The sequence below is a fragment of the Solicola agrisoli genome (genome assembly GCF_049059935.1).
Classification (GTDB): domain Bacteria; phylum Actinomycetota; class Actinomycetes; order Propionibacteriales; family Nocardioidaceae; genus JAURVT01.
Genome location: NZ_JBMGQR010000007.1, coordinates 1 through 21,462, shown reverse-complemented (window position 1 = coordinate 21,462; position 21,462 = coordinate 1). Strand labels below are relative to the sequence as shown.

The 21,462-nt window shown below is 72.5% G+C and carries 20 protein-coding genes; 14 read left to right on the top strand and 6 right to left on the bottom strand.

Features of this window, described 5'->3' with window-relative positions:
* Positions 1 to 61 precede the first annotated feature (61 nt).
* From lepA to hemW, 5 genes are all read left to right on the top strand, one after another.
* Positions 62 to 1,930: a translation elongation factor 4 gene (lepA, locus tag ACI6PP_RS04235; RefSeq protein WP_421109390.1), complete on the top strand. Its 1,869-nt coding sequence runs from the start codon at positions 62 to 64 to the stop codon at positions 1,928 to 1,930.
* A 10-nt stretch (positions 1,931 to 1,940) separates the two neighbouring features.
* Complete coding sequence (locus ACI6PP_RS04230) at positions 1,941 to 2,588, top strand: MOSC domain-containing protein (RefSeq protein WP_421109388.1); 648 nt, start codon at positions 1,941 to 1,943, stop codon at positions 2,586 to 2,588.
* Positions 2,588 to 3,832: an MFS transporter gene (locus ACI6PP_RS04225; RefSeq protein WP_421109386.1), complete on the top strand. Its 1,245-nt coding sequence runs from the start codon at positions 2,588 to 2,590 to the stop codon at positions 3,830 to 3,832. Before ACI6PP_RS04230 ends, ACI6PP_RS04225 begins: the two co-directional genes overlap by 1 nt.
* A 104-nt stretch (positions 3,833 to 3,936) precedes the next feature.
* The gene (locus ACI6PP_RS04220; RefSeq protein WP_421109384.1) at positions 3,937 to 5,778 is read left to right on the top strand and encodes an AMP-dependent synthetase/ligase; all 1,842 of its coding nucleotides are present in this window, start codon (positions 3,937 to 3,939) and stop codon (positions 5,776 to 5,778) included.
* A 32-nt stretch (positions 5,779 to 5,810) separates the two neighbouring features.
* Positions 5,811 to 7,022, top strand: a complete 1,212-nt coding sequence (gene hemW / locus ACI6PP_RS04215; RefSeq protein WP_421109382.1) for a radical SAM family heme chaperone HemW — start codon at positions 5,811 to 5,813, stop codon at positions 7,020 to 7,022.
* 15 nt (positions 7,023 to 7,037) lie between these two features.
* Here the strand turns inward: hemW and ACI6PP_RS04210 are convergent, their stop codons facing one another.
* Both ACI6PP_RS04210 and ACI6PP_RS04205 read right to left on the bottom strand, forming a co-directional pair.
* A complete protein-coding gene (locus ACI6PP_RS04210) occupies positions 7,038 to 7,883 on the bottom strand; it encodes a DUF3097 domain-containing protein (protein ID WP_421109380.1) in 846 nt (281 codons plus the stop codon).
* Positions 7,884 to 7,932: 49 nt separating this feature from the next.
* Positions 7,933 to 8,652, bottom strand: coding sequence for an MBL fold metallo-hydrolase (locus ACI6PP_RS04205; protein WP_421109378.1), 720 nt, complete (start codon positions 8,650 to 8,652; stop codon positions 7,933 to 7,935).
* 94 nt (positions 8,653 to 8,746) lie between these two features.
* On the opposite strand from ACI6PP_RS04205, the gene hrcA reads away from it, so the two are divergent.
* Entirely contained in the window at positions 8,747 to 9,769 is a 1,023-nt protein-coding gene (gene hrcA / locus ACI6PP_RS04200; RefSeq protein ID WP_421109377.1) for a heat-inducible transcriptional repressor HrcA, read from the top strand.
* Positions 9,770 to 9,815: 46 nt separating this feature from the next.
* On the top strand, positions 9,816 to 10,964 hold the full coding sequence (gene dnaJ, locus ACI6PP_RS04195) for a molecular chaperone DnaJ (protein WP_421109375.1): 1,149 nt from the start codon (positions 9,816 to 9,818) through the stop codon (positions 10,962 to 10,964).
* Here the strand turns inward: dnaJ and ACI6PP_RS04190 are convergent.
* A complete protein-coding gene (locus ACI6PP_RS04190; RefSeq protein ID WP_421109374.1) occupies positions 10,952 to 12,130 on the bottom strand; it encodes a hypothetical protein in 1,179 nt (392 codons plus the stop codon). The genes dnaJ and ACI6PP_RS04190 overlap by 13 nt on opposite strands.
* A gap of 136 nt (positions 12,131 to 12,266) precedes the next feature.
* On the opposite strand from ACI6PP_RS04190, the gene ACI6PP_RS04185 reads away from it, so the two are divergent.
* Genes ACI6PP_RS04185 through era form a run of 5 tightly spaced genes read left to right on the top strand, consistent with a single transcriptional unit; the run spans position 12,267 to position 16,280 of the window.
* Positions 12,267 to 13,253 carry a PhoH family protein gene (locus ACI6PP_RS04185; RefSeq protein ID WP_421109372.1) on the top strand — a complete coding sequence of 329 codons (987 nt, stop codon included), beginning with the start codon at positions 12,267 to 12,269 and terminating at the stop codon, positions 13,251 to 13,253.
* Positions 13,231 to 13,713, top strand: coding sequence for an rRNA maturation RNase YbeY (ybeY, locus tag ACI6PP_RS04180; RefSeq protein ID WP_421109371.1), 483 nt, complete (start codon positions 13,231 to 13,233; stop codon positions 13,711 to 13,713). Before ACI6PP_RS04185 ends, ybeY begins: the two co-directional genes overlap by 23 nt.
* The gene (locus ACI6PP_RS04175; RefSeq protein WP_421109370.1) at positions 13,713 to 15,035 is read left to right on the top strand and encodes a hemolysin family protein; all 1,323 of its coding nucleotides are present in this window, start codon (positions 13,713 to 13,715) and stop codon (positions 15,033 to 15,035) included. Before ybeY ends, ACI6PP_RS04175 begins: the two co-directional genes overlap by 1 nt.
* Positions 15,010 to 15,357 (top strand): cytidine deaminase, encoded by a 348-nt coding sequence (locus ACI6PP_RS04170; protein ID WP_421109368.1) that lies wholly within the window; start codon positions 15,010 to 15,012, stop codon positions 15,355 to 15,357. Before ACI6PP_RS04175 ends, ACI6PP_RS04170 begins: the two co-directional genes overlap by 26 nt.
* Entirely contained in the window at positions 15,354 to 16,280 is a 927-nt protein-coding gene (era, locus tag ACI6PP_RS04165) for a GTPase Era (RefSeq protein ID WP_421109366.1), read from the top strand. Before ACI6PP_RS04170 ends, era begins: the two co-directional genes overlap by 4 nt.
* A 164-nt stretch (positions 16,281 to 16,444) precedes the next feature.
* Here the strand turns inward: era and ACI6PP_RS04160 are convergent, their stop codons facing one another.
* Together ACI6PP_RS04160 and ACI6PP_RS04155 are read right to left on the bottom strand one after the other, a co-directional pair.
* Positions 16,445 to 17,380 carry a septum formation family protein gene (locus tag ACI6PP_RS04160; RefSeq protein WP_421109365.1) on the bottom strand — a complete coding sequence of 312 codons (936 nt, stop codon included), beginning with the start codon at positions 17,378 to 17,380 and terminating at the stop codon, positions 16,445 to 16,447.
* An 81-nt stretch (positions 17,381 to 17,461) separates the two neighbouring features.
* Entirely contained in the window at positions 17,462 to 18,343 is an 882-nt protein-coding gene (locus ACI6PP_RS04155) for a septum formation family protein (RefSeq protein WP_421109363.1), read from the bottom strand.
* Between the two features lie 260 nt (positions 18,344 to 18,603).
* Between ACI6PP_RS04155 and leuA the strand changes: the two genes are divergently transcribed.
* Both leuA and ACI6PP_RS04145 read left to right on the top strand, forming a co-directional pair.
* Complete coding sequence (leuA, locus tag ACI6PP_RS04150) at positions 18,604 to 20,322, top strand: 2-isopropylmalate synthase (RefSeq protein WP_421109361.1); 1,719 nt, start codon at positions 18,604 to 18,606, stop codon at positions 20,320 to 20,322.
* Positions 20,323 to 20,404: 82 nt separating this feature from the next.
* Positions 20,405 to 20,845, top strand: coding sequence for a VOC family protein (locus tag ACI6PP_RS04145; protein ID WP_421109360.1), 441 nt, complete (start codon positions 20,405 to 20,407; stop codon positions 20,843 to 20,845).
* 155 nt (positions 20,846 to 21,000) lie between these two features.
* On the opposite strand, the gene ACI6PP_RS04140 is transcribed toward ACI6PP_RS04145, so the two are convergent.
* Positions 21,001 to 21,462: dihydrofolate reductase family protein (locus ACI6PP_RS04140; protein ID WP_421109358.1), on the bottom strand; the 462-nt coding region annotated here is incomplete at its 5' end.

Here is a 21,462-nt window from a genome sequence, read left to right as displayed (position 1 = left end):
GGTGCCCGGGTCGGGCGAGCGTCGTCGGGGCTCGGGGACGCATGGGAGGATGGGGAGCACCATGGTCAAGACCCCTGCCGCGCCCGAAGTCGGGTCCACCGACCCCGCGATCATCCGCAACTTCTGCATCATCGCCCACATCGACCACGGCAAGTCCACGCTCGCCGACCGGATGCTGCAGCACACCGGCGTCGTCGACGGCCGTGCGATGCGGGCGCAGTACCTCGACCGGATGGACATCGAGCGCGAGCGCGGCATCACGATCAAGAGCCAGGCCGTCCGCCTGCCGTTCACGCGCACTACCGGCCCCGACGCCGGCACGACGTACGTGCTGAACCTGATCGACACCCCCGGCCACGTCGACTTCACCTACGAGGTGAGCCGCAGCCTGGAGGCGTGCGAGGGAGCGGTGCTGCTCGTCGACGCCGCGCAGGGCATCGAGGCCCAGACGCTGGCCAACCTCTACCTGGCGCTCGACGCCGACCTGCACATCATCCCGGTGCTCAACAAGATCGACCTCCCCGGCGCGCAGGTCGAGAAGTACGCCGAGGAGCTCGCGGGCATCATCGGCTGCGAGCCGTCGGACGTCCTGCGCGTGTCGGCCAAGACCGGCGTGGGCGTCGAGGACCTCCTCGACGCGATCGTCGACCAGATCCCCGGGCCCAAGGGCGACCCCGACGGACCGGCGCGCGCGCTGATCTTCGACTCGGTCTACGACACCTACCGCGGCGTCGTCACCTACGTCCGCGTCTTCGACGGCTCCCTGACCCACCGCGACAAGATCAAGATGATGTCCACCGGCGCGGTGCACGAGATGCTCGAGGTCGGCGTCATCTCGCCCGAGCCCACCAAGGCCAAGCAGATCGGCGCCGGCGAGGTCGGTTACCTGATCACGGGCGTCAAGGAGGTCCGGCAGTCGCGCGTCGGCGACACCGTGACCTCGGCGGTGCACGGCGCCGAGGAGCCGCTGGGCGGCTACCGCAACCCCAACCCGATGGTGTTCGCCGGGCTCTACCCGATGGACGGCGACGACTACCCGACGCTGCGTGACGCCCTCGACAAGCTGCAGCTCAACGACGCCGCGCTGCAGTACGAGCCCGAGAGCTCCGGCGCCCTGGGCTTCGGCTTCCGCATCGGCTTCCTCGGCCTGCTCCACATGGAGATCGTCCGCGAGCGGCTCGAGCGCGAGTTCAACCTCGACCTGATCTCGACCGCCCCCAACGTCGTCTACCGGGTGGTGATGGAGGACGGCACCGAGCACACCGTCACCAACCCCAGCGAGTTCCCCGAGGGCAAGATCGACAGCGTCTTCGAGCCGATCGTCAAGGCCACGCTGCTGAGCCCGAGCGACTACATCGGCCAGATCATGGAGCTGTGCCAGCAGCGCCGCGGCATGCTTCAGGGGATGGACTACCTGTCCGCCGACCGCGTCGAGATCCGCTACACGCTGCCGCTGGCCGAGATCGTCCTCGACTTCTTCGACGCGCTCAAGAGCCGCACCAAGGGCTACGCCTCGCTCGACTACGACCCCTCGGGCGACCAGGCCGCCGACCTCGTCAAGGTCGACATCAAGCTCCAGGGCGAGAACGTCGACGCGTTCAGCGCAATCGTCCACCGCGACAGCTCCTACGCGTACGGCGTCTCGCTGGCCCAGAAGCTCAAGGAGCTGATCCCGCGCCAGCAGTTCGAGGTGCCGATCCAGGCCGCCGTCGGCGCCCGGATCATCGCCCGCGAGAACATCCGCGCGATCCGCAAGGACGTCCTCGCCAAGTGCTACGGCGGCGACATCACCCGCAAGCGCAAGCTGCTCGAGAAGCAGAAGGAGGGCAAGAAGCGGATGAAGATGGTCGGCCGCGTCGAGGTCCCCCAGGAGGCGTTCATCGCCGCGCTGTCCACCACGGACGGCGGCGAGAAGTCGGGCAAGAAGTGACCGCCGCCGCGTGAGCGGGACGACCACCCCGCACGTCGCGTCGGTCAACGTCGCGGCGGCGCAGGACGTGCCGTGGGGCACCCTGCGACGCAGCGCGATCGACAAGCGACCGGTCGGTGGTCCCGTCCGCGTCGGGCCGCTCGGGCTCGAGGGTGACGAGCAGGCCGACCGCCGACACCACGGCGGGGTGGTCAAGGCGGTGTACGCCTTCGCCGGCGAGGACCTCGACGACTGGGCCGACGAGCTCGGACGCCCCCTCACGCCGGGCACGTTCGGGGAGAACCTCACCACCCGTGGCGTCGACGTGACCCAGGCACGGATCGGCGAGCGGTGGCGGATCGGCACCGCGGTGCTCGAGGTGGCGTCGGTGCGGATGCCCTGCTCGGTCTTCGCGGGGTTTACCGGCGAGCCACAGTGGGTACGACGATTCACGCAGAGGGGACGTCCCGGGGCATACCTGCGGGTCGTCGAGACCGGTGAGCCGAGGGCGGGGGACGACGTGCAGGTGGTCGAGCAGCGACATCACGACGTGACGGTGGGGCTGATGTTCCGCGCCGTCACCGGCGAGCGCCACCTGCTGCCCCGCCTGCTCGAGGAGGAGCGCGCCGACCCCGAGGGCCACGCGAACGCCCGCCGCTACCTCGCCAGCCGGCCCTGATGGCCGACGCTCGGGGGAGCGGACCATCCTGGCGGCGGCTGCTGCCCGAGCTGCCCGAGGCGCGGACGATGGCCGCCGCGACGCTGGTCTACACCACCGGCAGCGGCATGTTCATGGTCGCGAGCGTCCTGTACTTCACGCGGATCGTCGGCCTGTCCGCGACGTCGGTCGGCGTGGGGCTGACCATCGCGGGCCTGTTCGGCCTGCTGGCCGGCATCCCGCTGGGCCACCTCGCCGACCGGCGCGGCGGCCGCGAGCTGCTCATCTGGCTGCTCGCGCTCGCCGGCCTGGCGTTCGGCGTGCTGGTGGTGGCCACGACGTGGTGGGCCTTCGTCGTGGCGATGTCGGTGGCGCTGGTGCTCGACCGGGGGTCGGCGGCCGTGCGTGCCGGCCTGATCGCCAGCAGCGTCAAGGGTCACGACCGCGTCCGGACGCGCGCGTACCTGCGCTCGGTCACCAACGTCGGCCTCGCGGTCGGCGGCGGCGTGGCCGGTGTCGCGCTGCACCTCGACACCCGCGAGGCCTACGTCGCGGTGCTGCTCGGCAATGCCGCCAGCTGCCTCGGCGCCGCCTGGATCACCCGCCGCTACCCGCACGTCCCCCCGGTGCCGCGCGAGCGCGCGGTGGGCATCACCACGGTCTTCCGCGACCGCCCGTACGTCCTGATGACGCTGCTCATGTCGGCGATGGCCGTCCAGTACGCGATCCTCGACGTCGGCATGCCCCTGTGGGTCACCGAGCAGACCGACGCGCCGCGCGTCCTGGTCTCGGTGCTCTTCATCGTCAACACCGTCGTGGTGGTGCTCTTCCAGGTGGGGGCGAGCACGCGCGTCACCTCGGTGACGACGGCCGCGCGCACCGTCAGCCTCTCGGGCATCGCGCTGCTGGTCGCCTGCCTGGCCTTCGCCGCCGCCGGCGGACGATCGGTCGGCCTCGCGGTGGTGCTCCTGGTCGTCGCCGCGCTGATGCACGTCCTCGGCGAGCTGATGCAGGCCGCGGCGCACTTCTACCTCAGCCAGGAGATGGCCTCGGACCACGCGCAGGGGCAGTACCAGGGGATGGCGAGCACCGGCTTCTCGCTGGCGGCCATGCTCGCGCCCACCGTCATCGTCCTGCTGCCGGTGGGCCTCGGCGCCCCCGGCTGGGTGGTCCTCGGCGTGCTGCTGGCGCTGCTCGGGTTCGCGCTCCTGCCCGTCATCCGATGGACGGCGAGCACGCGGGAGCGCTACGCCCACGTCGTCTGAGCGCTTCGGGTGACGTCACCCTTACCGCCCGGTAGCCTTCGTCCACTAACGTGACCCTCACCACTTCCGGTCACACCCCTGCTACGACGTGAGGTACCGCCGTCATGACGACCACGGCCCCCGCCAGCCCCGACCCCTCGCTGATCCACTCCCGCGCGCGCAACGTCGCCGAGATGTTCTACGCCCGGGTCGAGGACATGCCCGGACGCGAGGCGTTCCGCTACCCCGACGGCGAGGGCTGGACGTCCATCACCTGGGGCCAGGCCGGCCAGAGCGTCAGCGAGCTCGCCGCCGGACTGGTGGCGCTGGGCGTCGAGCCCGAGCAGCGGGTGGCCATCGCCTCGGGCACGCGCTGGGAGTGGATCCTGGCCGACCTCGCGATCAACGCCGCGGGCGCCGCCACCACCACGGTCTACCCGACCTCGGTCGCCGACGACGTCGCCTACATCCTGGCCGACTCCGAGAGCCGCGTCGTGTTCGCCGAGGACGACACCCAGGTCGCCAAGCTGCGCGAGCGCCGTGACGACCTCGGCTCGGTCGTCAAGGTGATCCTCATCGACGGCGTCGTCGAGCCCGGGGACGGCTGGGTCGTCACGCTCGACTCCGTGCTCGCCCAGGGCGCCGACCACCTCGCCGCGAACCCCGACGTCGTCTCCGAGCGCGTCGCGGGCACCCGTCCGGACTCCCTGGCCACCCTGATCTACACCTCGGGCACCACCGGCCGTCCCAAGGGCGTGCGGATCGCCCAGGACAGCTGGACCTACGAGGGCGCCGCCGTCGCCGCCGGCGGGTTCATGTCCATCGACGACCTCGAGTACCGCTGGCTGCCGATGGCCCACTCGTTCGGCAAGGTGCTGCTCACCACGCAGCTGCAGATCGGCTTCCCCGCCGCCATCGACGGCCGCGTCGACAAGATCGTCGAGAACCTCGCCGTCGTGAAGCCCACCTTCATGGGCGCCGCGCCCCGCATCTTCGAGAAGGCCTACGGCCGCATCGTCGCCACCGCGCAGGGCGAGGGCGGCCCGAAGGCCAAGATCTTCGACTGGGCCGTCAAGGTCGGTGGCGAGGTCTCCCGCCGCCGGCTGGCCGGCGAGTCCGTCCCGCTGCCGCTCAAGGTGCAGCACGGCCTGGCCGACAAGCTCGTCTTCGCCAAGGTGCGCGACCGCTTCGGCGGACGGGTCCGGTTCTTCATCTCCGGCTCGGCCGCGCTGTCCGGTGACGTCGCCCGCTGGTTCCACGCCGCCGGCATCCTCATCCTCGAGGGCTACGGGCTCACCGAGACCTCGGCCGGGTCGTTCGTCAACCACCCCGACAACTACAAGTTCGGCACCGTCGGCCTGCCCATGGAGGGCACCGAGGCCAGGATCGCCGAGGACGGCGAGATCCTGCTGCGCGGCCCGGGGGTCATGCAGGGCTACCACGGCCTCGACGAGGAGTCCGAGCAGGCGCTTGTCGGTGACGGCTGGCTCGCCACCGGCGACATCGGCGAGATCGACGCCGACGGCTTCCTGAAGATCACCGACCGCAAGAAGGACCTGTTCAAGACGTCCAACGGCAAGTACGTCGCGCCGTCGCACGTCGAGGGCATCTTCAAGGGCGTCTGCCCGCTGGCGAGCCAGATGATCATCCACGGCAACGACCGCAACTTCGTCAGCGCGCTCATCACGCTCGACGCCGACGCCGTCGCCGACTGGGCCTCGCGCAACGGCCAGGAGGGCGTCGACTACGAGACCGTCGTGACCTCCAGCGCGATGCGCGAGGTGATCGAGGGCTACGTCGCCGAGCTGAACGCCAAGCTGAACCGCTGGGAGCAGGTCAAGAAGTTCGAGATCCTCACCCACGACCTCTCGGTGGAGTCCGGCGAGATCACGCCCAGCCTCAAGGTCAAGCGCCGCGTCGTCGAGGCGAACTACAAGGACACCCTCGACGGTTTCTACGCCGGCTGAGAGCGGCGTGCCCCCGGTGACACACTGGGGGCATGCCCTCCGTCCTGCCCGCGGGCGAGCCGCTGCCCGCTGACGGGACGCTCCCGACGTCCGCGCTCGACGAGCTCGGCAGCCGGCCGTTCGGCGTCTACGTGCACGTGCCGTTCTGCCGGGTGCGCTGCGGGTACTGCGACTTCAACACCTACACCGCCGACGAGCTGGGACCGGGCGCGTCGCGCACGACGTACGCGTCGACCGTCCGTGACGAGGTGGCCCTCGCCGGTCGCGTGCTCGGCGACCGGGCGCCGCGCGTGGAGACCGTCTTCGTCGGCGGCGGGACGCCCACGCTGCTCGCCGCGGACGACCTCGTCTCGGTCCTGGCGGCGGTCGACGACGCGTTCGGCCTCGCGCCCGGCGCCGAGGTCACCACCGAGGCCAACCCCGACAGCGTCGACCCCGCGTCGCTGGCCCGGCTGCGCGAGGGCGGGTTCACCCGGATCTCCTTCGGCATGCAGTCCGCCGTGCCGCACGTGCTGGCCACGCTCGACCGCACCCACGACCCCGAGCGCGTGCCCCAGGCCGTCCGCTGGGCCCGCGAGGCGGGGTTCGAGCAGGTCAGCCTCGACCTGATCTACGGCACGCCCGGGGAGTCCCTGGACGACTGGCGCGCCTCGCTGGAGTCGGCGCTCGCGTGCGCGCCCGACCACGTCAGCGCCTACGCGCTCATCGTCGAGGACGGCACCGCGCTGGCCCGCCGCGTCGCCCGCGGCGAGGTGCCGGTGCCCGACGACGACCAGATGGCCGACGCCTACGAGCTCGCCGACGACCTCCTCGGCGCGGCCGGGTTCGGATGGTACGAGCTGTCCAACTGGGCGCGCGACGACGCGGCCCGCTGCCGCCACAACGAGCTGTACTGGCGCGGCGACCACTGGTGGGGCTTCGGGCCCGGGGCGCACTCGCACGTCGGCGGCACCCGCTGGTGGAACGTCAAGCACCCCGCCGCCTACGCGCAGCGGCTCGCGTCCGGGCTCAGCCCGGCGCACGCCCACGAGGCGCTGGACGCCGACACCCGTCACGTCGAGGACGTCCTGCTGCGCTCGCGCCTGCGCGACGGGCTCCGGCTCGATGCTGTCGACGCCGACGGCCGCGCCGCCGTCCCCGGCCTGGTGGACGAGGGCCTCGTCGACGTCTCCGCCGACACTCTCGTCCTCACCCGCCGCGGACGCCTGCTCGCCGACGCCGTCGTCCGGCGCCTGCTGCCCTAGAGGGGCCGGCGCAGCTCAGTCGACGGTGACGAAGTCGATGAGCTCCTCGACACGTCCCAGCAGGGCGGGCTCGAGGTCGGCGTAGGACGTCACGGTGCCGAGGATCCGCTTCCACGCGCGGGCGATGTCGGCTTGGTCGCGGTGGGGCCAGCCGAGGGCCTGGCAGACGCCGTGCTTCCACGGCACCGAGCGCGGGATGACCGGCCACGCCGTCATGCCGAGGCGATCGGGCTTCACCGCCTGCCACACGTCCACGTAGGGGTGGCCGACGATCTTGACGTGCTTGCCGTGCGGCCCGCGCATCACCGACGCGGCGATGCGGCTCTCCTTGGACCCCCGCACGAGGTGGTCGACCAACACGCCCACGTGGCGGCCGGGGGCGGGCCCGAACGCGTTCAGGTGGTCGCCGAGGTCGTCGACGCCCTCGAGGTACTCCACCGCCACGCCCTCGATCCGCAGGTCGTCGCCCCACACCTTCTCGACCAGCTCGGCGTCGTGGCGACCCTCGACGTAGATGCGGCTCGCGCGCGCCACCCGGGCGCGGGCGCCGGCGACGGCCACCGAGCCCGACGCCGTGCGGGTGGGCGCCGAGGGGCCCTTGGGGACGGGCGCGTGCAGGACGACGGGGCGCCCCTCCAGCAGGAACCCGGGCCCGAGCGGGAACGTGCGGCGGCGGCCCCTGCGGTCCTCGAGCTCGACGGTGTCGAGGTCGCGGTCGGTGCGCACGACCGCGCCGCAGAAGTCGGTGGTGACCTCCTCGACCACGAGGTCGCGGGAAGCCTCCTGACGCTGGGCGCGCCCGCCCTTGGGGGCGTTCCAGTCGCCGGCGAGGACGTCGGTTCCGTAGCGGTCGTGGCTCACCGGACGACGGTACGGCGCGGGCTCGCCAGAGCCCGGCGGCGACACACCGTCAGTGCGAGTGCGTCGCGGGCGGGCGCGGCACCCACTGCGCGAGCGCGCGGGGGAGCGCCTGCTCGAGCTCGGCCTCGGCGTACGGCCACGTGCCCTGCGCGTAGGCGTCGGCGGGGTCGACGCGGCGCGACGCGAGGACGTCGACCTGCTCGGCCACGGCGAGCGCCTCCTGGCGCTGGTCCTCCACGAACTCGCGGTCGACGACGGGTCCGCGGCCGGGGACGACCACCGTCCGCGCCGTCATCGCGCCGAGCACCATGTCGAGCGTCGCCGGGTACTCCAGCGGCCAGCAGTCCGCGCCGTAGCCGGGAGGGCCGGGGTTGCGGACGAGGTCGCCGGTCGCGACGACGTCGGCCAGCGGCACCGACACGACGAGGTCGGCACCGGTGGCGCCCCGTCCGGGGTGCACCGCCTCGACGTAGACGCCACCGAGGTCGACGGCGAACACGGACGCGACGACCCGTGCCGCCTCGCCCGCCACCGGGTCGTCCTCCTGCACCAGCAGGGGCGCACCGAGACCGGGACGGGTGGCCCACGTGACGCGGTCGACACCGACCGGGACGCCCCCCTCGTCGACCAGGCCGACGAGGTCGCCGGGTTCCGCGGGACCGTGCACCAGCACGCCCTCGGTGCCCACGACCGCGAGCAGCGTGGCCCGCTCCAGCTCACCGACGTGTACGCCCGCGGCGAGCCGTGTCCATTTCGCGCCTCCGGTCACGCTCGCTAGACTGGCACTCTGGCATTTCGAGTGCCAACCCCGGGGTCGCGGTCCGCCGTGCCGCAGGGCCCGCACCACACGGAGGGAGCCGGAGATGTTGGACGAACGCAAGCTCTCGGTCCTCCGGGCGATCGTCGAGGACTACGTCGCGACGCAGGAGCCCGTCGGCTCCCGCGCCCTGGTCGAGCGCCACCAGCTGGGCGTGTCGTCGGCCACGGTGCGCAACGACATGGCCGCGCTCGAGGAGGACGGCTTCATCACGCAGCCGCACACGAGCGCCGGCCGCATCCCCACCGACAAGGGCTACCGCCTGTTCGTCGACCGCCTCGCCACCGTGCGCGCGCTCTCGGGCGCCGAGCGCCGCGCGATCGAGACGTTCCTCGAGGGCGCCGTCGACGTCGACGACGTCGTGCAGCGCAGCGTCCGGATGCTCGCGCAGCTCACCCACCAGGTGGCGATCGTGCAGTACCCGAGCCTGACGCGCTCCACCGTCCGCCACGTCGAGCTCGTCCCGCTCGACGGCGCCCGCCTGCTGCTCGTCCTCATCTCCAGCAGCGGCCGCGTCGACCAGCGCGTCGTCGACCTCGGCACCCCGCCGTCCGAGCAGCTCGTCGCCGAGCTGCGCTCGCGCGTCGCCACCCTGTGCGTCGGCCAGAAGCTCAGCGACGCCGCCGTCGGGCTGGCCGAGCTGATCGGGACCTTCAGCCACGAGGACCGTCCCGTCGTCACCGCGGTCGTCACCACGCTGGCCGAGGCGTTCTCGGACGAGAAGTCCGACGAGCGCGTCGCCGTCGGCGGCACCGCCAACCTCGCGCGCTTCGGCTCCGACTTCGACACCGCGATCCGCCCGGTGCTCGAGGCCCTCGAGGAGCACGTCGTGCTGCTGAAGCTGCTCGGCGAGGCGTCGTCGCCCAGCCTGCTGACGGTGCGCATCGGCAGCGAGGTGCCCTACCACGACCTCTCCACCACCTCGGTGGTCGCGAGCGGCTACGGCGCGCCCGGCGAGTCCCTCGCCACCCTGGGCGTCGTCGGGCCCACCCGCATGGACTACCCCGGGACGATGGCCGCCGTGCGCGCCGTCGCCCGCTACGTCGGTCACACGCTGAGCACGTCGTGACCACACCCTCGACCACCCTCCTCCACCCCCTCACGAGAGCGCAGGCATGACGCAGGACTACTACGAGCTGCTCGGGGTCGGCCGCGAGGCCACGCCCGAGGAGATCAAGAAGGCCTACCGCCGCAAGGCGCGCACCCTCCACCCCGACGTCAACCCCGACGCCGACCCGGACCAGTTCAAGGCCGTCGGCATGGCGTACGAGGTGCTCGCCGACCCCGAGAAGCGCGCCATGTACGACCGCGGTGGCGACCCGTTCGGCGGCGGCGGGTACGCCGGCGCCGGCCAGGGCTTCAACTTCAACGACATCATGGACGCCTTCTTCGGCCAGGGCGGCAACCAGCGGGGCCCGCGCACCCGCAGCCGCCGGGGCCAGGACGCCCTGATCCGGCTGAGCATCGAGCTGTCCGAAGCGGCGTTCGGCGTCGCCCGCGACCTCACGGTGCACACCGCCGTCCTCTGCAGCACCTGCGAGGGCAGCGGTGCCCGCGAGGGCTCGCAGCCCGTCACCTGCGGCACCTGCCAGGGCCGCGGCGAGGTCCAGCACGTGCAGCGCTCGTTCCTCGGCGACATCCGCACGGCCCGCCCGTGCCCCACCTGCCAGGGCTACGGCAGCGTCATCCCCAACCCGTGCCAGGAGTGCTCCGGCGACGGCCGCGTCCGCTCGCGCCGCACCCTGTCGGTCAAGATCCCCGCCGGCGTCGACGACGGCACCCGGGTGCAGCTCGCCGGCGAGGGCGAGGTCGGCCCCGGCGGCGGTCCTCCCGGCGACCTGTACGTCGAGGTCGAGGTGGCCCGCCACGCGCTGTTCACCCGCGACGGCGACGACCTGCTCTGCGACGTGTCGCTGCCCATGACGGCCGCGGCGCTCGGCACCCGGATCGACCTGCCCACCCTCGAGGCCGACACCGGCGCCGAGGACGTCGAGGCCACGATCCCGCTCGACGTCGCCGCCGGCACCCAGTCGGGCGAGCAGATGGTGGTGCGTGGACGCGGCGTGCCGCGCCTGCGCAGCGGCGGCCGCGGCGACCTGCGCGTGCGCGTCGTTGTCCAGACCCCCGAGCGCCTCGACGACGCCCAGCGCACCCTGCTCGAGCAGCTCGCCGAGATGCGCGGCGAGGACCGCGTCGCCGGCGAGTTCAGCTCACCCCACAAGGGCGTCTTCGGGCGCCTCCGCGACGCCTTTCATTCTCGGTGACCGTCGGGGCCGTCGACGGCCTTGACGCGGAGCTCGCGGGCGCGCTGCTCGCGGCGGCGGCCGGCGCGCAGACGGGTCTCGCGGCGGTTGCTCCACTCGGCCACGAAGGTGTCGATCACCATCGACTGGGCGGTGGTGGCCGGGGTCGCCGGTGAGAGCCGGGTGGCCGCCGCGGCGTGCTCGGTGAGCAGGAACACCGCCATCGGGCTCATCGGCACACCCGCCTGCTCGCCGACGGCCTCGGCGGTGTGACGGCCGGCGGCCTCGAGGTCGCCCTCCTGGTCCGCGGCGATCGCCAGACCCGCGTGCGCGAACGAGACCGACCAGCGGTTCTCGCGACGTGTGCGCAGCCCGACGTGGTCCTCCAGCAGCTGACGGTCGGCGGCGCGACGCCGTCCGCTCGCCATCGCCAGGGCGCTCATGCTGACCTCGGCGCGCTCGCGGTAGCTGGCGTAGCGGCGGTCGCGCGGCAGCATGTCGCGCACCGCGCCGAAGGTCTCGATGCACCGCGAGAAGTGCGAGCGCGCCATCTCGTCGTCGCCCTGCAGCCGCGAGACGCAGCCCTCCTGCACCAGCAGCTCGCCCAGCAGACGGGTGGCGGTGGCCTCGAGGTAGCGCATCGGGTCGTGCGAGGCGAGCACGTCGACGCGGTCGATCCAGCGCTCGGCGAGGTCGTGGACGCCCAGCTCGACCCAGCAGGCCGCCAGGGCCACGCCGGTGTGGCCCAGCAGGAAGCGGTGGTGCGGCGGCAGGTCGTGCCGACGGTCGGCGAGCTGGTCCTCGCAGCGCAGGCTCGCGTCGATCGCCAGGTCGTAGGCGACCGCGGTGTCGCGGGCCGTGGCGCCGGCCAGGGCCCGCAGCGCCTCGGCCAGGCAGCGCCACGCCGGGCATGCCTCGCCGGCGGAGTCGGCGGCGATGATCAGCTCACGGACCGCCCGGTGCGCCTCGCGCAGGTCGCTCGTCTCGATCGCGGCCACGACCGCGAGGTACAGCGCCCAGCACGCGTCCTCGGGGTCGGCGTCCGTCGCGTCGGCCACGCGGTCGAGCGTGCGACGGGCGTGGACGGCCGCCGCGGCGCCGTCGCCGGACTGCGCGCGCAGCAGCCAGCGCTGCCACTCCTGCGACCCCGGGCCCGACGTCCCGCGGCGCCCCCCCGACGCGTCCATGCACGCATCATCCACCGTCCGTGTGCCACGGGCACCACCAGATGCAGGAGAAGTCGGTACCCGCGCCGGACGGCCCCGCGTACGATGGGGACGAACCAGTACCGACGCGACAGGAGCACAGCCCCTCGGGGTGCCGATGACTACCGACGACCAGCCTCAGCACACGATCACGGTGCCCACGAGCATCCAGATGGTGTCCCTGCTCGGCCCCGCCGACGAGTTCCTCAAGATCATCGAGGGCTCGTTCGACGCCCAGATCCACGCCCGCGGCAACACGATCACCGTCCGTGGCCCGGCACCGGAGGCGGCACTCGTCGAGCGCCTCGTGGACGAGCTCGTCACCATCATCCGCACGGGCCAGGGACTCAGCCCCGAGACCATCGAGCGGTCGGTGTCGATGCTGCGCACCGAGACCAAGGAGCACCCCGCCGAGGTGCTCAGCCTGAACATCCTGTCCAACCGCGGGCGCACGATCCGCCCCAAGACGCTGAACCAGAAGCGCTACGTCGACGCGATCGACCGCCACACGGTGGTCTTCGGCATCGGTCCCGCCGGCACCGGCAAGACCTACCTGGCCATGGCCAAGGCCGTGCAGGCGCTGCAGGCCAAGGAGGTCAACCGGATCATCCTCACGCGTCCGGCGGTCGAGGCCGGCGAGAGCCTGGGCTTCCTGCCCGGCACGCTGAGCGAGAAGATCGACCCGTACCTGCGGCCGCTCTACGACGCGCTGCACGACATGCTCGACCCCGAGCTGATCCCCAAGCTGCTCACCGCGGGCACCATCGAGGTCGCACCGCTGGCCTACATGCGCGGCCGCACGCTCAACGACGCGTTCATCATCCTCGACGAGGCGCAGAACACCTCGCAGGAGCAGATGAAGATGTTCCTCACCCGCCTGGGCTTCGGCTCCAAGATGGTCGTCACCGGCGACGTCACGCAGGTCGACCTCCCCAGCCCCAAGGCGTCCGGCCTGCGGGTGGTGCAGAACGTCCTCGACGAGGTCGACGACATCCACTTCGCCCGACTCACCAGCACCGACGTCGTCCGCCACAAGCTCGTCGGCCGCATCGTGGCCGCCTACGACACCTACGAGGACGCCGGTGAACGTCGACGTACTCAATGAGTCCGGTGCGCAGGTCGACGTCGAGGAGCTGACCCGCCTGTGCCGCTTCACCATGCGGCGCATGCGGCTGCACCCGGCCACCGAGCTGTGCCTGCGCCTGGTGGAGCCCGACACCATCACGGTGCTCAACGAGCAGTGGATGGGCAAGCAGGGCCCCACCGACGTGCTGTCGTTCCCGATGGACGAGCTCAGCCCGGGCCGTGACGACGCCGAGGCGCCCGAGGGCTACCTCGGCGACATCGCCTTGTGCCCGCAGGTGGCCGAGCAGCAGGCTCCCGGGCTCGGGCGCGAGACGATCGACGAGATCAGGCTGCTCACCGTGCACGGCATCCTGCACCTCCTGGGCTACGACCACGCCGAGCCCGAGGAGCACCGCGAGATGTTCGGCCTGCAGGACCGGCTGCTCGGCGAGTGGCAGGTCGCCCGCGAGGGCGGGGACGTCGAGGCCGCGAGCTCCTGATGTCCGGCGACGTCTGGCTGGCCGGCACGGCCATCGTGCTGGCCTTCGCCGCCGGCCTGCTGGCCAGCGCGGACGCGGCGCTGTCGGCGTTCTCCAAGGCCCGCGCCGACGAGCTCGCCGCCGAGGGACGCGGGGGAGCGGCCCGTCTGCGCCAGGTGCTCGACGACCCGGCGCCCTACATCAACACGGTCCTGCTGCTGCGCATGGTCGCCGAGACCACCTCGGTGGTCCTGGTCGCGTTCGTCGTCGCCGGCTTCGTGGAGGACACCTGGGCGCGGGTGCTCGTCGCGGCCGGGATCATGGTCGTCGTCTCCTACGTGGCCATCGGTGTCGGCCCCCGCACCCTCGGGCTCCAGAACTCCGAGCGCATCGCGCTGCTCTCGGCCGGCCCGGTCGCGGCCGCGACGCGCGTGCTCGGGCCGGTCCCGCGGCTGCTGATCCTGCTCGGCAACGCGCTGACGCCCGGCAAGGGCCTGCGGGAGGGACCGTTCGCGTCCGAGGCCGAGCTGCGCGAGCTGGTCGACCGTGCCGAGGCGAGCATGCTGATCGAGTCCGGGGAGAGCCGGATGATCCACTCGGTCTTCGAGCTCGGCGACACCAGCGTCCGCGAGGTGATGGTGCCGCGCACCGACATGGTGTTCGTCGAGCACCACAAGACGCTGCGCCAGGCGATGTCGCTCGCGCTGCGCAGCGGCTACTCCCGCATCCCGGTCACCGGCGAGAACCTCGACGACATCGTGGGCATGGTCTACCTCAAGGACGTCACCAAGCGCGTCTTCGACAACCACGAGTCCGAGACCACCGAGCGCGTCGAGGCCTACATGCGTCCGTGCTTCTACGTGCCCGACTCCAAGCCCGTCGACGCGCTGCTCCGCGAGATGCAGGCCCAGCGCATGCACGTCGCCGTGGTCATCGACGAGTACGGCGGCACCGCCGGCCTGGTGACGATCGAGGACGTCCTGGAGGAGATCGTCGGCGAGATCACCGACGAGTACGACGCCCCGCCCGACGACGTCGAGCGGCTGTCGGGCGGCAGCGTCCGTCTCAGCGCCCGGTTCGACGTCGACGACCTCGAGGAGGTGGTCGGGGTCGCGGTGCACGACGACGACGTCGACTCCGTCGGCGGGCTGATGGCCAAGTACCTCGGCAAGGTGCCCATCCCGGGCAGCACCGTCGAGATCGCCGGCCTCGTCTTCGAGGCCGAGTCGCCGTCGGGACGCCGCAACCGCATCGGCACGGTGCGCGTCAGCCGGGCCGACGACACCGACGCCGACGCCGCCTCGGTACGGTGGGGCCATGTCGCAGCCGACCGACAGTCCTGAGGACGTCAAGATCCTCACGCTCGCCCGGGCCACCCGGGCCCGCGTGGCCGCCCCCGAGGGCGCCGCTGTCCGTGACACCGACGGCCGCACCTACACCGCCGCCACCGTCGAGCTGGAGTCGCTGCGCATCTCCGCGCTCGGCCTGGCCGTCGCGATGGCCGTCTCGTCCGGGGCCGCCGGGCTCGAGGCAGCCGCCGTCGCCACCGAGGCCACCGCGGTGACCGACACCGACCTCGCCGCCGTCCGCGACCTCGGCGGGACCGACGTCCGCGTCTTCCTCGCCGACCCCGCCGGCCGGCCCCAGCAGGTCGTCACCACGTGAGCGCCACGCAGGGGTTCCGGTCCGGCTTCGCGTGCTTCGTCGGGCGCCCCAACGCCGGCAAGTCCACGCTGACCAACGCGCTGGTGGGCGACAAGGTGGCCATCACGTCCTCCCGCCCGCAGACCACCCGGCACGCCATCCGCGGGCTGGTGCACCGCGACGACGCGCAGCTGGTGCTCGTCGACACCCCCGGTCTGCACCGGCCCCGCACGCTGCTGGGCGAGCGCCTCAACGACCTCGTGCGCACCACCTGGGCCGAGGTCGACGTCGTCGGGGTCTGCCTGCCGTCGGACCAGAAGATCGGCCCCGGCGACCGCTACCTGGTGGGCGAGGTCGCCAAGCTGCGTCGCAAGCCGGTCTTCGCCATCGCCACCAAGACCGACCTGGTCAAGCCCGACCGTCTCGCCGAGCACATCGGCCAGATCGCCGCGCTCGGCGAGGAGCTCGGCGTCGTCTGGCAGGAGGTCGTGCCGGTCTCGGCGCACTCCGGCGACCAGGTCCAGCTGCTCGCCGACCTGCTCGTCAGGTCGCTGCCCGAGGGCCCGGTGATGTACCCCGAGGGGCACCTCACCGACGAGCCCGAGGAGACCCTCGTCGCCGAGCTGGTCCGCGAGGCCGCGCTGGAGGGCGTCCGCGACGAGCTGCCGCACTCGCTGGCCGTCGTCGTCGAGGAGATGGGCCCCCGCGAGGACCGCCCCGCCGACAAGCCCCTGATCGACATCCGCGCCCACCTGTTCGTGGAGCGCGACAGCCAGAAGGGCATCATCATCGGCGCCAAGGGGGCCCGGCTGAAGAAGATCGGCGCGGACTCCCGTCGGCAGATCGAGCGCCTCCTCGGCACCCCGGTCTACCTCGACCTCCACGTCAAGGTCGCCAAGGACTGGCAGCGCGACCCCCGCCAGCTTCGCCGGTTGGGGTTCTAGGGTCCTGCCGACTCCAGCGGTCGTCGGCCGGTGGTTGGCCGCCGCTCCGGCGCCGATCCGTCAGTTCGTCACCATCGATCCGCTCGGAACCTCCCGCCTGACCGTCGGTCGGCGGGGCGGATCGACAGTGTCGAACAGACGGATCGGCTCCGTGGTTGCTGTCGCTACTTCCTCGTCTTGGCGAAGCAGACGGCCCATCGGTCGCCGTACTTCCACAGGTCCTGGGTGGGGAGGATGTAGCCGTACTGGAACGAGCCGCTGGTGTCGAGGTAGCGGCGCACGGCGGTGGAGCAGCGGCCGCGCACCGAGCTGGTGAGCTCGGAGGTGCCGGGCCAGGGCTTGCTGCCGACGCCGAGCTTGATCGCCGTGACCGAGCGCCAGTTGTGCGCGTCGCGGCACAGGAAGGTGCCGGAGGCCTGGTTGATGTTGCTCGAGCGGATGCACTGCAGGTAGGGGTTGCCCTTCGACCCGCGCAGGGCGTTCTTGGCGTTCGCGCCGGGCAGCGGCTCGGCCTTGGTCTGGCCGTTCTTGAGCACGACGTCGCACCGGACCCACTTGGCGCCGGCGGCCACCTCGCTCGAGGTGGGCACCGAGATGACGAAGTCGAACTGCGACTGCTTCTGCCGTTCGTCGTCGACGCCCAGGTAGGCCGGGAGGTCGAGCTCGCAGGTGCGGCGGGCGGCCGCGAAGATCGTCACCCGGTTGCCGCCGCTGATCGCCGAGGAGATGGCGTTGGTGAGGGTGCCGACCTTGTAGGTCTGGGCGTTGTGGCTGGTGCTGCACGCGATCGGGGCGGTGGTGAGCGTCGCGATCCGCGCGCGGACGTCGAGCGCGTTGAGGTTGCGGCACTGGCCGACGGTCGGCGCGGCGGGCGGCGCCGGCGTGGTCGGCGCGGCGGTGGTGGGAGGCGTCGTGGTCTCGGTCGTCGGCTCGTCCGTGGGCTCGTCGGTCGGCTCGTCGGTGGGCTCGGACGTGGACGCGGAGTCCTCGGCGTCGAGCGCGGCGTTCTCGGCCGAGCCGCAGGCGGCGAGGACGAGAAGGAGGACGCACACGACGGCCAGCGGCCAGGGTCGACGCGCGCGTGCGTGGATGGATCGCATGGAGATGGGCTCCCCCGGTTGGAGCGGACTCGTGACCGCGTCAGTGTAGGTGCTGGCGGGGTCGCGGAGGGGCGAGCGCGCTCAGTCGGTCTCGGCCCAGCACAGGCCGTAGCGGGCACCCTCGGCCCACTGCGCCTGCGTGGGCGGCAGCCACCCGACCGTGACGGTGGCCAGGGGGTCGTCGACGTACTCGCGCACCTGCGACTCGCAGCGCTCGAGCACGCGTCCGCGGACGGCGGCGTCGCCGGGCCACGCGTCGGCCGCCTCGCCGACCTTGCGGGTGCCGACCGTGCGCCAGTTGTGGTCGAGCGCGCACATCCGCTGTCCCTGGCCGGCCTGCAGCTGGCCGAGCGTGGCCTGCGCGCAGGTGCGCCAGCGCTCCAGCTTGTCGGCGGTGGAGAGCATCGCCTCGCTCGAGTCGGGGAGCTGCGCGAGCGAGCTCTCATCCCGCAGCGACACCACGTCGCAGCGCAGCCAGCGCGCCCCGAGCGCGATGTCCTCCTCGGTGGGCACGAACCAGGCGGTGCGCAGCCGTGAGAGCGCCACCGTCCTCGCGTCGGCGCCGACGTGGGCCGGCAGCGCGGCACGGCACTGCGCGTCCGCCCGCTGCGCGAGGAGCCCGGTGTCGACGTCGTCGGGGTCGCCGAGGTCGGCGTCGGTCAGCGTGCCGACGGCGAACGTCTGGGACGTGTGGTCGGCCGTGCACGCGACGGCGGGCGTCTCGTCGTGCGCGGACTGCAGCGCCGAGGCGGGCAGCGCGTAGCAGGCGTCGACGGCCGGCGCCGGCGCCGCGGTGGCCGGGGGAGTCGTCGGGGCGGAGGTGCGGGGCGCCGTCGTCGGGTCCGACCCATCACCACGAGCGAGCCCGAAGGCGACGGCCGCCACGACCACCAGGGCGGCCACGAGGACGCCGACCACCAGGGGGAGCAGACGTCGTCGTGGTCGGGCGGCGTGGCTGGGCACCGTCCCATCGTAGGGACGCCCGCACACCCCGGCGCGTCAGGCCGACGGCCGGCGAGCGACGGGCGAGGAGGAGCGTGGGCGCCGCGGGAGCCGTCCTGGTACGTTGGCCGACATCATGCTGCAGCACAGCCTCCTCCTTCGCTGCCGCGCCGAGGTCGCCGCCTAGCCAGGCCGGACCCCCTCGTCGCGGAGTTCGTCCTGTGTCCGGCCACCGAGCATCCTTCGGCCACCGTCATCTCGAACCCGACGAGGACACGCACATGAGCATCTCCCCGCAGCAGCCCAGCCCCATGCCGTTCGGTCGCTACCGCGCCTTCCCGCCGATCGACCTGCCCGACCGCACCTGGCCGTCGCAGACGATCGACGCCGCGCCGCGCTGGCTGTCCACCGACCTCCGCGACGGCAACCAGGCCCTGATCGACCCGATGACGCCGGCCCGCAAGCGCCGGATGTTCGACCTCCTGGTCCGCATGGGCTACAAGGAGATCGAGGTCGGCTTCCCGTCGGCCAGCGAGACCGACTTCGCGTTCGTCCGGCACCTGGTCGAGGACGGCCTGATCCCCGACGACGTGACGATCTCGGTGCTCACCCAGGCCCGCGAGGACCTGATCGAGCGCACGATCCAGTCGCTCGTCGGCGTCCCGCGCGCCAACGTGCACCTGTACAACGCCGTCGCCCCGCTGTTCCGCCGCGTCGTGTTCGGGGTCGGACGCGACGAGTGCCGCGCCATCGCGGTCCGCGGCACCGAGCTGGTGATGAAGCACGCCGAGCAGTACCTGCCCGACACCGACTTCGGCTACCAGTACTCGCCCGAGATCTTCACCGGCGCCGAGCTGGACTTCTCGCTCGAGGTCAGCGAGGCCGTGATGGACGTCTGGCAGCCCGAGGCCGGCCGCGAGATCATCCTCAACCTGCCCGCCACCGTCGAGATGGCCACGCCCAACACCTACGCCGACCAGATCGAGTGGTTCGGACGCCACCTGAGCCGCCGCGAGCACGCCGCGATCTCGCTGCACCCGCACAACGACCGCGGCACCGCCGTCGCCGCCACCGAGCTCGCCCTGATGGCCGGCGCCGACCGCGTCGAGGGCTGCCTGTTCGGCCACGGCGAGCGCACCGGCAACGTCGACCTCGTCACCCTGGGCATGAACCTGTTCAGCCAGGGCATCGACCCGCAGATCGACTTCTCCGACATCGACGAGGTCCGTCGCACCGTCGAGTACTGCACCGGACTGCCCGTGCACCCGCGCCACCCGTACGCGGGCGACCTGGTCTACACGGCGTTCTCGGGCTCGCACCAGGACGCGATCAAGAAGGGCCTGGAGGACCTCGAGCACCGTGCCGCCGAGCAGGGCGTCCCGGTCTCGGAGATCGACTGGGAGGCCCCCTACCTGCCGATCGACCCGCACGACGTCGGCCGCTCCTACGAGGCGGTCATCCGCGTCAACAGCCAGTCGGGCAAGGGCGGCGTCGCGTACCTGCTGCGCTCGGAGCACCACCTCGACCTCCCGCGCCGCCTGCAGATCGAGTTCAGCCGGGTCGTCCAGCAGCTCACCGAGGGCGAGGCCGGCGAGATGAGCGGCGACGCCATCTGGGCCGCGTTCCGTGGCGAGTACCTCGACCGCGCCGACGCCTACACCTTCGAGGGCGTCCGCTCGCAGGTCTCGGCCGACGGCCGCGACGAGATGACCGTCGACCTCACCGTCCGCGGAGAGCCGCAGTCCTTCAAGGGCGAGGGCAACGGCCCGGTGGCCGCGTTCGTCGACGGCATGCGGTCGGCCGGCGCGCACATCCGGGTGCTCGACTACTCCGAGCACGCGCTCTCGGCCGGCGGCGACGCCCAGGCCGCGGCGTACGTCGAGGCCGAGGTGGGCGACGAGATCGTGTGGGGCGTCGGCATCGACGCCAACATCGTCGTCGCGTCGCTGCGCGCGGTGGTGTCGGCGGCCAACCGGGCCACCGTCACGACCATCCCCTGACACAGGTCGGCGCCGGGGGCGTCGCGGTCTCGGAGTCCGACATGGGCGGTTCCTGTCACCGACGTGGTGCAGGATCGACGACATGGCACGAGACATCCAGGTGACGTACGACTGCGACGACCCCGCGGCGCTGGCCGCGTTCTGGGCGGAGGTCCTCGGCTACCAGGTGCAGAGCCCGCCGGAGGGCTTCGCCACGTGGGACGACGCCCTCGACGCCTGGGGCGTGCCCCAGGAGGAGCGCAACCGCGCCTCGGCCATCGTCGACCCCGACGGCCGCGGCTCGCGGATCTTCTTCCAGAAGGTCCCCGAGGACAAGACCGCCAAGAACCGCGTGCACATCGACGTCCGCAGCGCCCCCGACCTGCGCGGCGACGAGCGGATGGCGGCCCTCGAGGCCGAGTCCGACCGCCTCGTCGCCCTCGGCGCCACGCGCCGCGAGCGGTTCGAGCCCGACCCCGCCCGGTCCGAGATCGGGTTCATCGTCATGTCGGACCCCGAGGGCAACGAGTTCTGCCTCGACTGACTGCGGGCCTGGGCATCCCAGTGGCTGCGTTGCGGCGACGCTCGCAGGGCAGAGAACGCCCGGCTTCGGTCGCCGCGCCTTGCCCACCGCGCGCCCAGACCCGCAGTACTGCGGTCTAGCGGGACCGGGCACCCGTCAGCGAGAGGTATCGCGCGCTACGTCGAGAGGTTGCTCGCGCGGCGCCACCGCGCGCACAGGAAGTCGCCGTTGCGGCCGTGGTCGACGAGCTCCCACTCCGAGCGGGTGGGGAGGACGGGGGCGCCGGCGCCGAGGGTGCAGGGCGCGTACTGGACGGCCACCTCGTCCACCAGGCCCGCGTCGACGTACTGCCGGGCGAGCGCGCCGCCGCCCATCAGCCACACGTCGAGGTCACCGGCCGACTCGACCACCGCGGCGTGGTGGTCGGTGACGTCCCCGCTCACCACGCGGACGTCACCACCCTCGACCCGCATCCCGGTGTCGTGGGTGAACACCCAGGTGGGCAGGGTGAATGGCCAGGTGCCGCCCTCCTGGCGCAGCACCCACCGCGTGGTCGTGGCGCCGACGACGACGGCGCCCACCGTCGGGCGGAACACGTCGTACCCGAACGGCGCGGACCCGTCGATGTCGCGTGAGAG

Excerpts from the sequence above, each read along its gene's own strand:
- dnaJ (WP_421109375.1), top strand. The coding sequence starts at position 9,816 with ATGACGCAGGACTACTACGAGCTGCTCGGGGTCGGCCGCGAGGCCACG.
- ACI6PP_RS04170 (WP_421109368.1), top strand. The coding sequence starts at position 15,010 with ATGTCGCAGCCGACCGACAGTCCTGAGGACGTCAAGATCCTCACGCTC.
- lepA (WP_421109390.1), top strand. The coding sequence starts at position 62 with ATGGTCAAGACCCCTGCCGCGCCCGAAGTCGGGTCCACCGACCCCGCG.
- ACI6PP_RS04175 (WP_421109370.1), top strand. The coding sequence starts at position 13,713 with ATGTCCGGCGACGTCTGGCTGGCCGGCACGGCCATCGTGCTGGCCTTC.
- ACI6PP_RS04190 (WP_421109374.1), bottom strand. The coding sequence starts at position 12,130 with ATGGACGCGTCGGGGGGGCGCCGCGGGACGTCGGGCCCGGGGTCGCAG.
- ACI6PP_RS04225 (WP_421109386.1), top strand. The coding sequence starts at position 2,588 with ATGGCCGACGCTCGGGGGAGCGGACCATCCTGGCGGCGGCTGCTGCCC.
- hemW (WP_421109382.1), top strand. The coding sequence starts at position 5,811 with ATGCCCTCCGTCCTGCCCGCGGGCGAGCCGCTGCCCGCTGACGGGACG.
- ACI6PP_RS04220 (WP_421109384.1), top strand. The coding sequence starts at position 3,937 with ATGACGACCACGGCCCCCGCCAGCCCCGACCCCTCGCTGATCCACTCC.
- hrcA (WP_421109377.1), top strand. The coding sequence starts at position 8,747 with ATGTTGGACGAACGCAAGCTCTCGGTCCTCCGGGCGATCGTCGAGGAC.
- leuA (WP_421109361.1), top strand. The coding sequence starts at position 18,604 with ATGAGCATCTCCCCGCAGCAGCCCAGCCCCATGCCGTTCGGTCGCTAC.
- ACI6PP_RS04185 (WP_421109372.1), top strand. The coding sequence starts at position 12,267 with ATGACTACCGACGACCAGCCTCAGCACACGATCACGGTGCCCACGAGC.
- ACI6PP_RS04160 (WP_421109365.1), bottom strand. The coding sequence starts at position 17,380 with ATGCGATCCATCCACGCACGCGCGCGTCGACCCTGGCCGCTGGCCGTC.
- ACI6PP_RS04145 (WP_421109360.1), top strand. The coding sequence starts at position 20,405 with ATGGCACGAGACATCCAGGTGACGTACGACTGCGACGACCCCGCGGCG.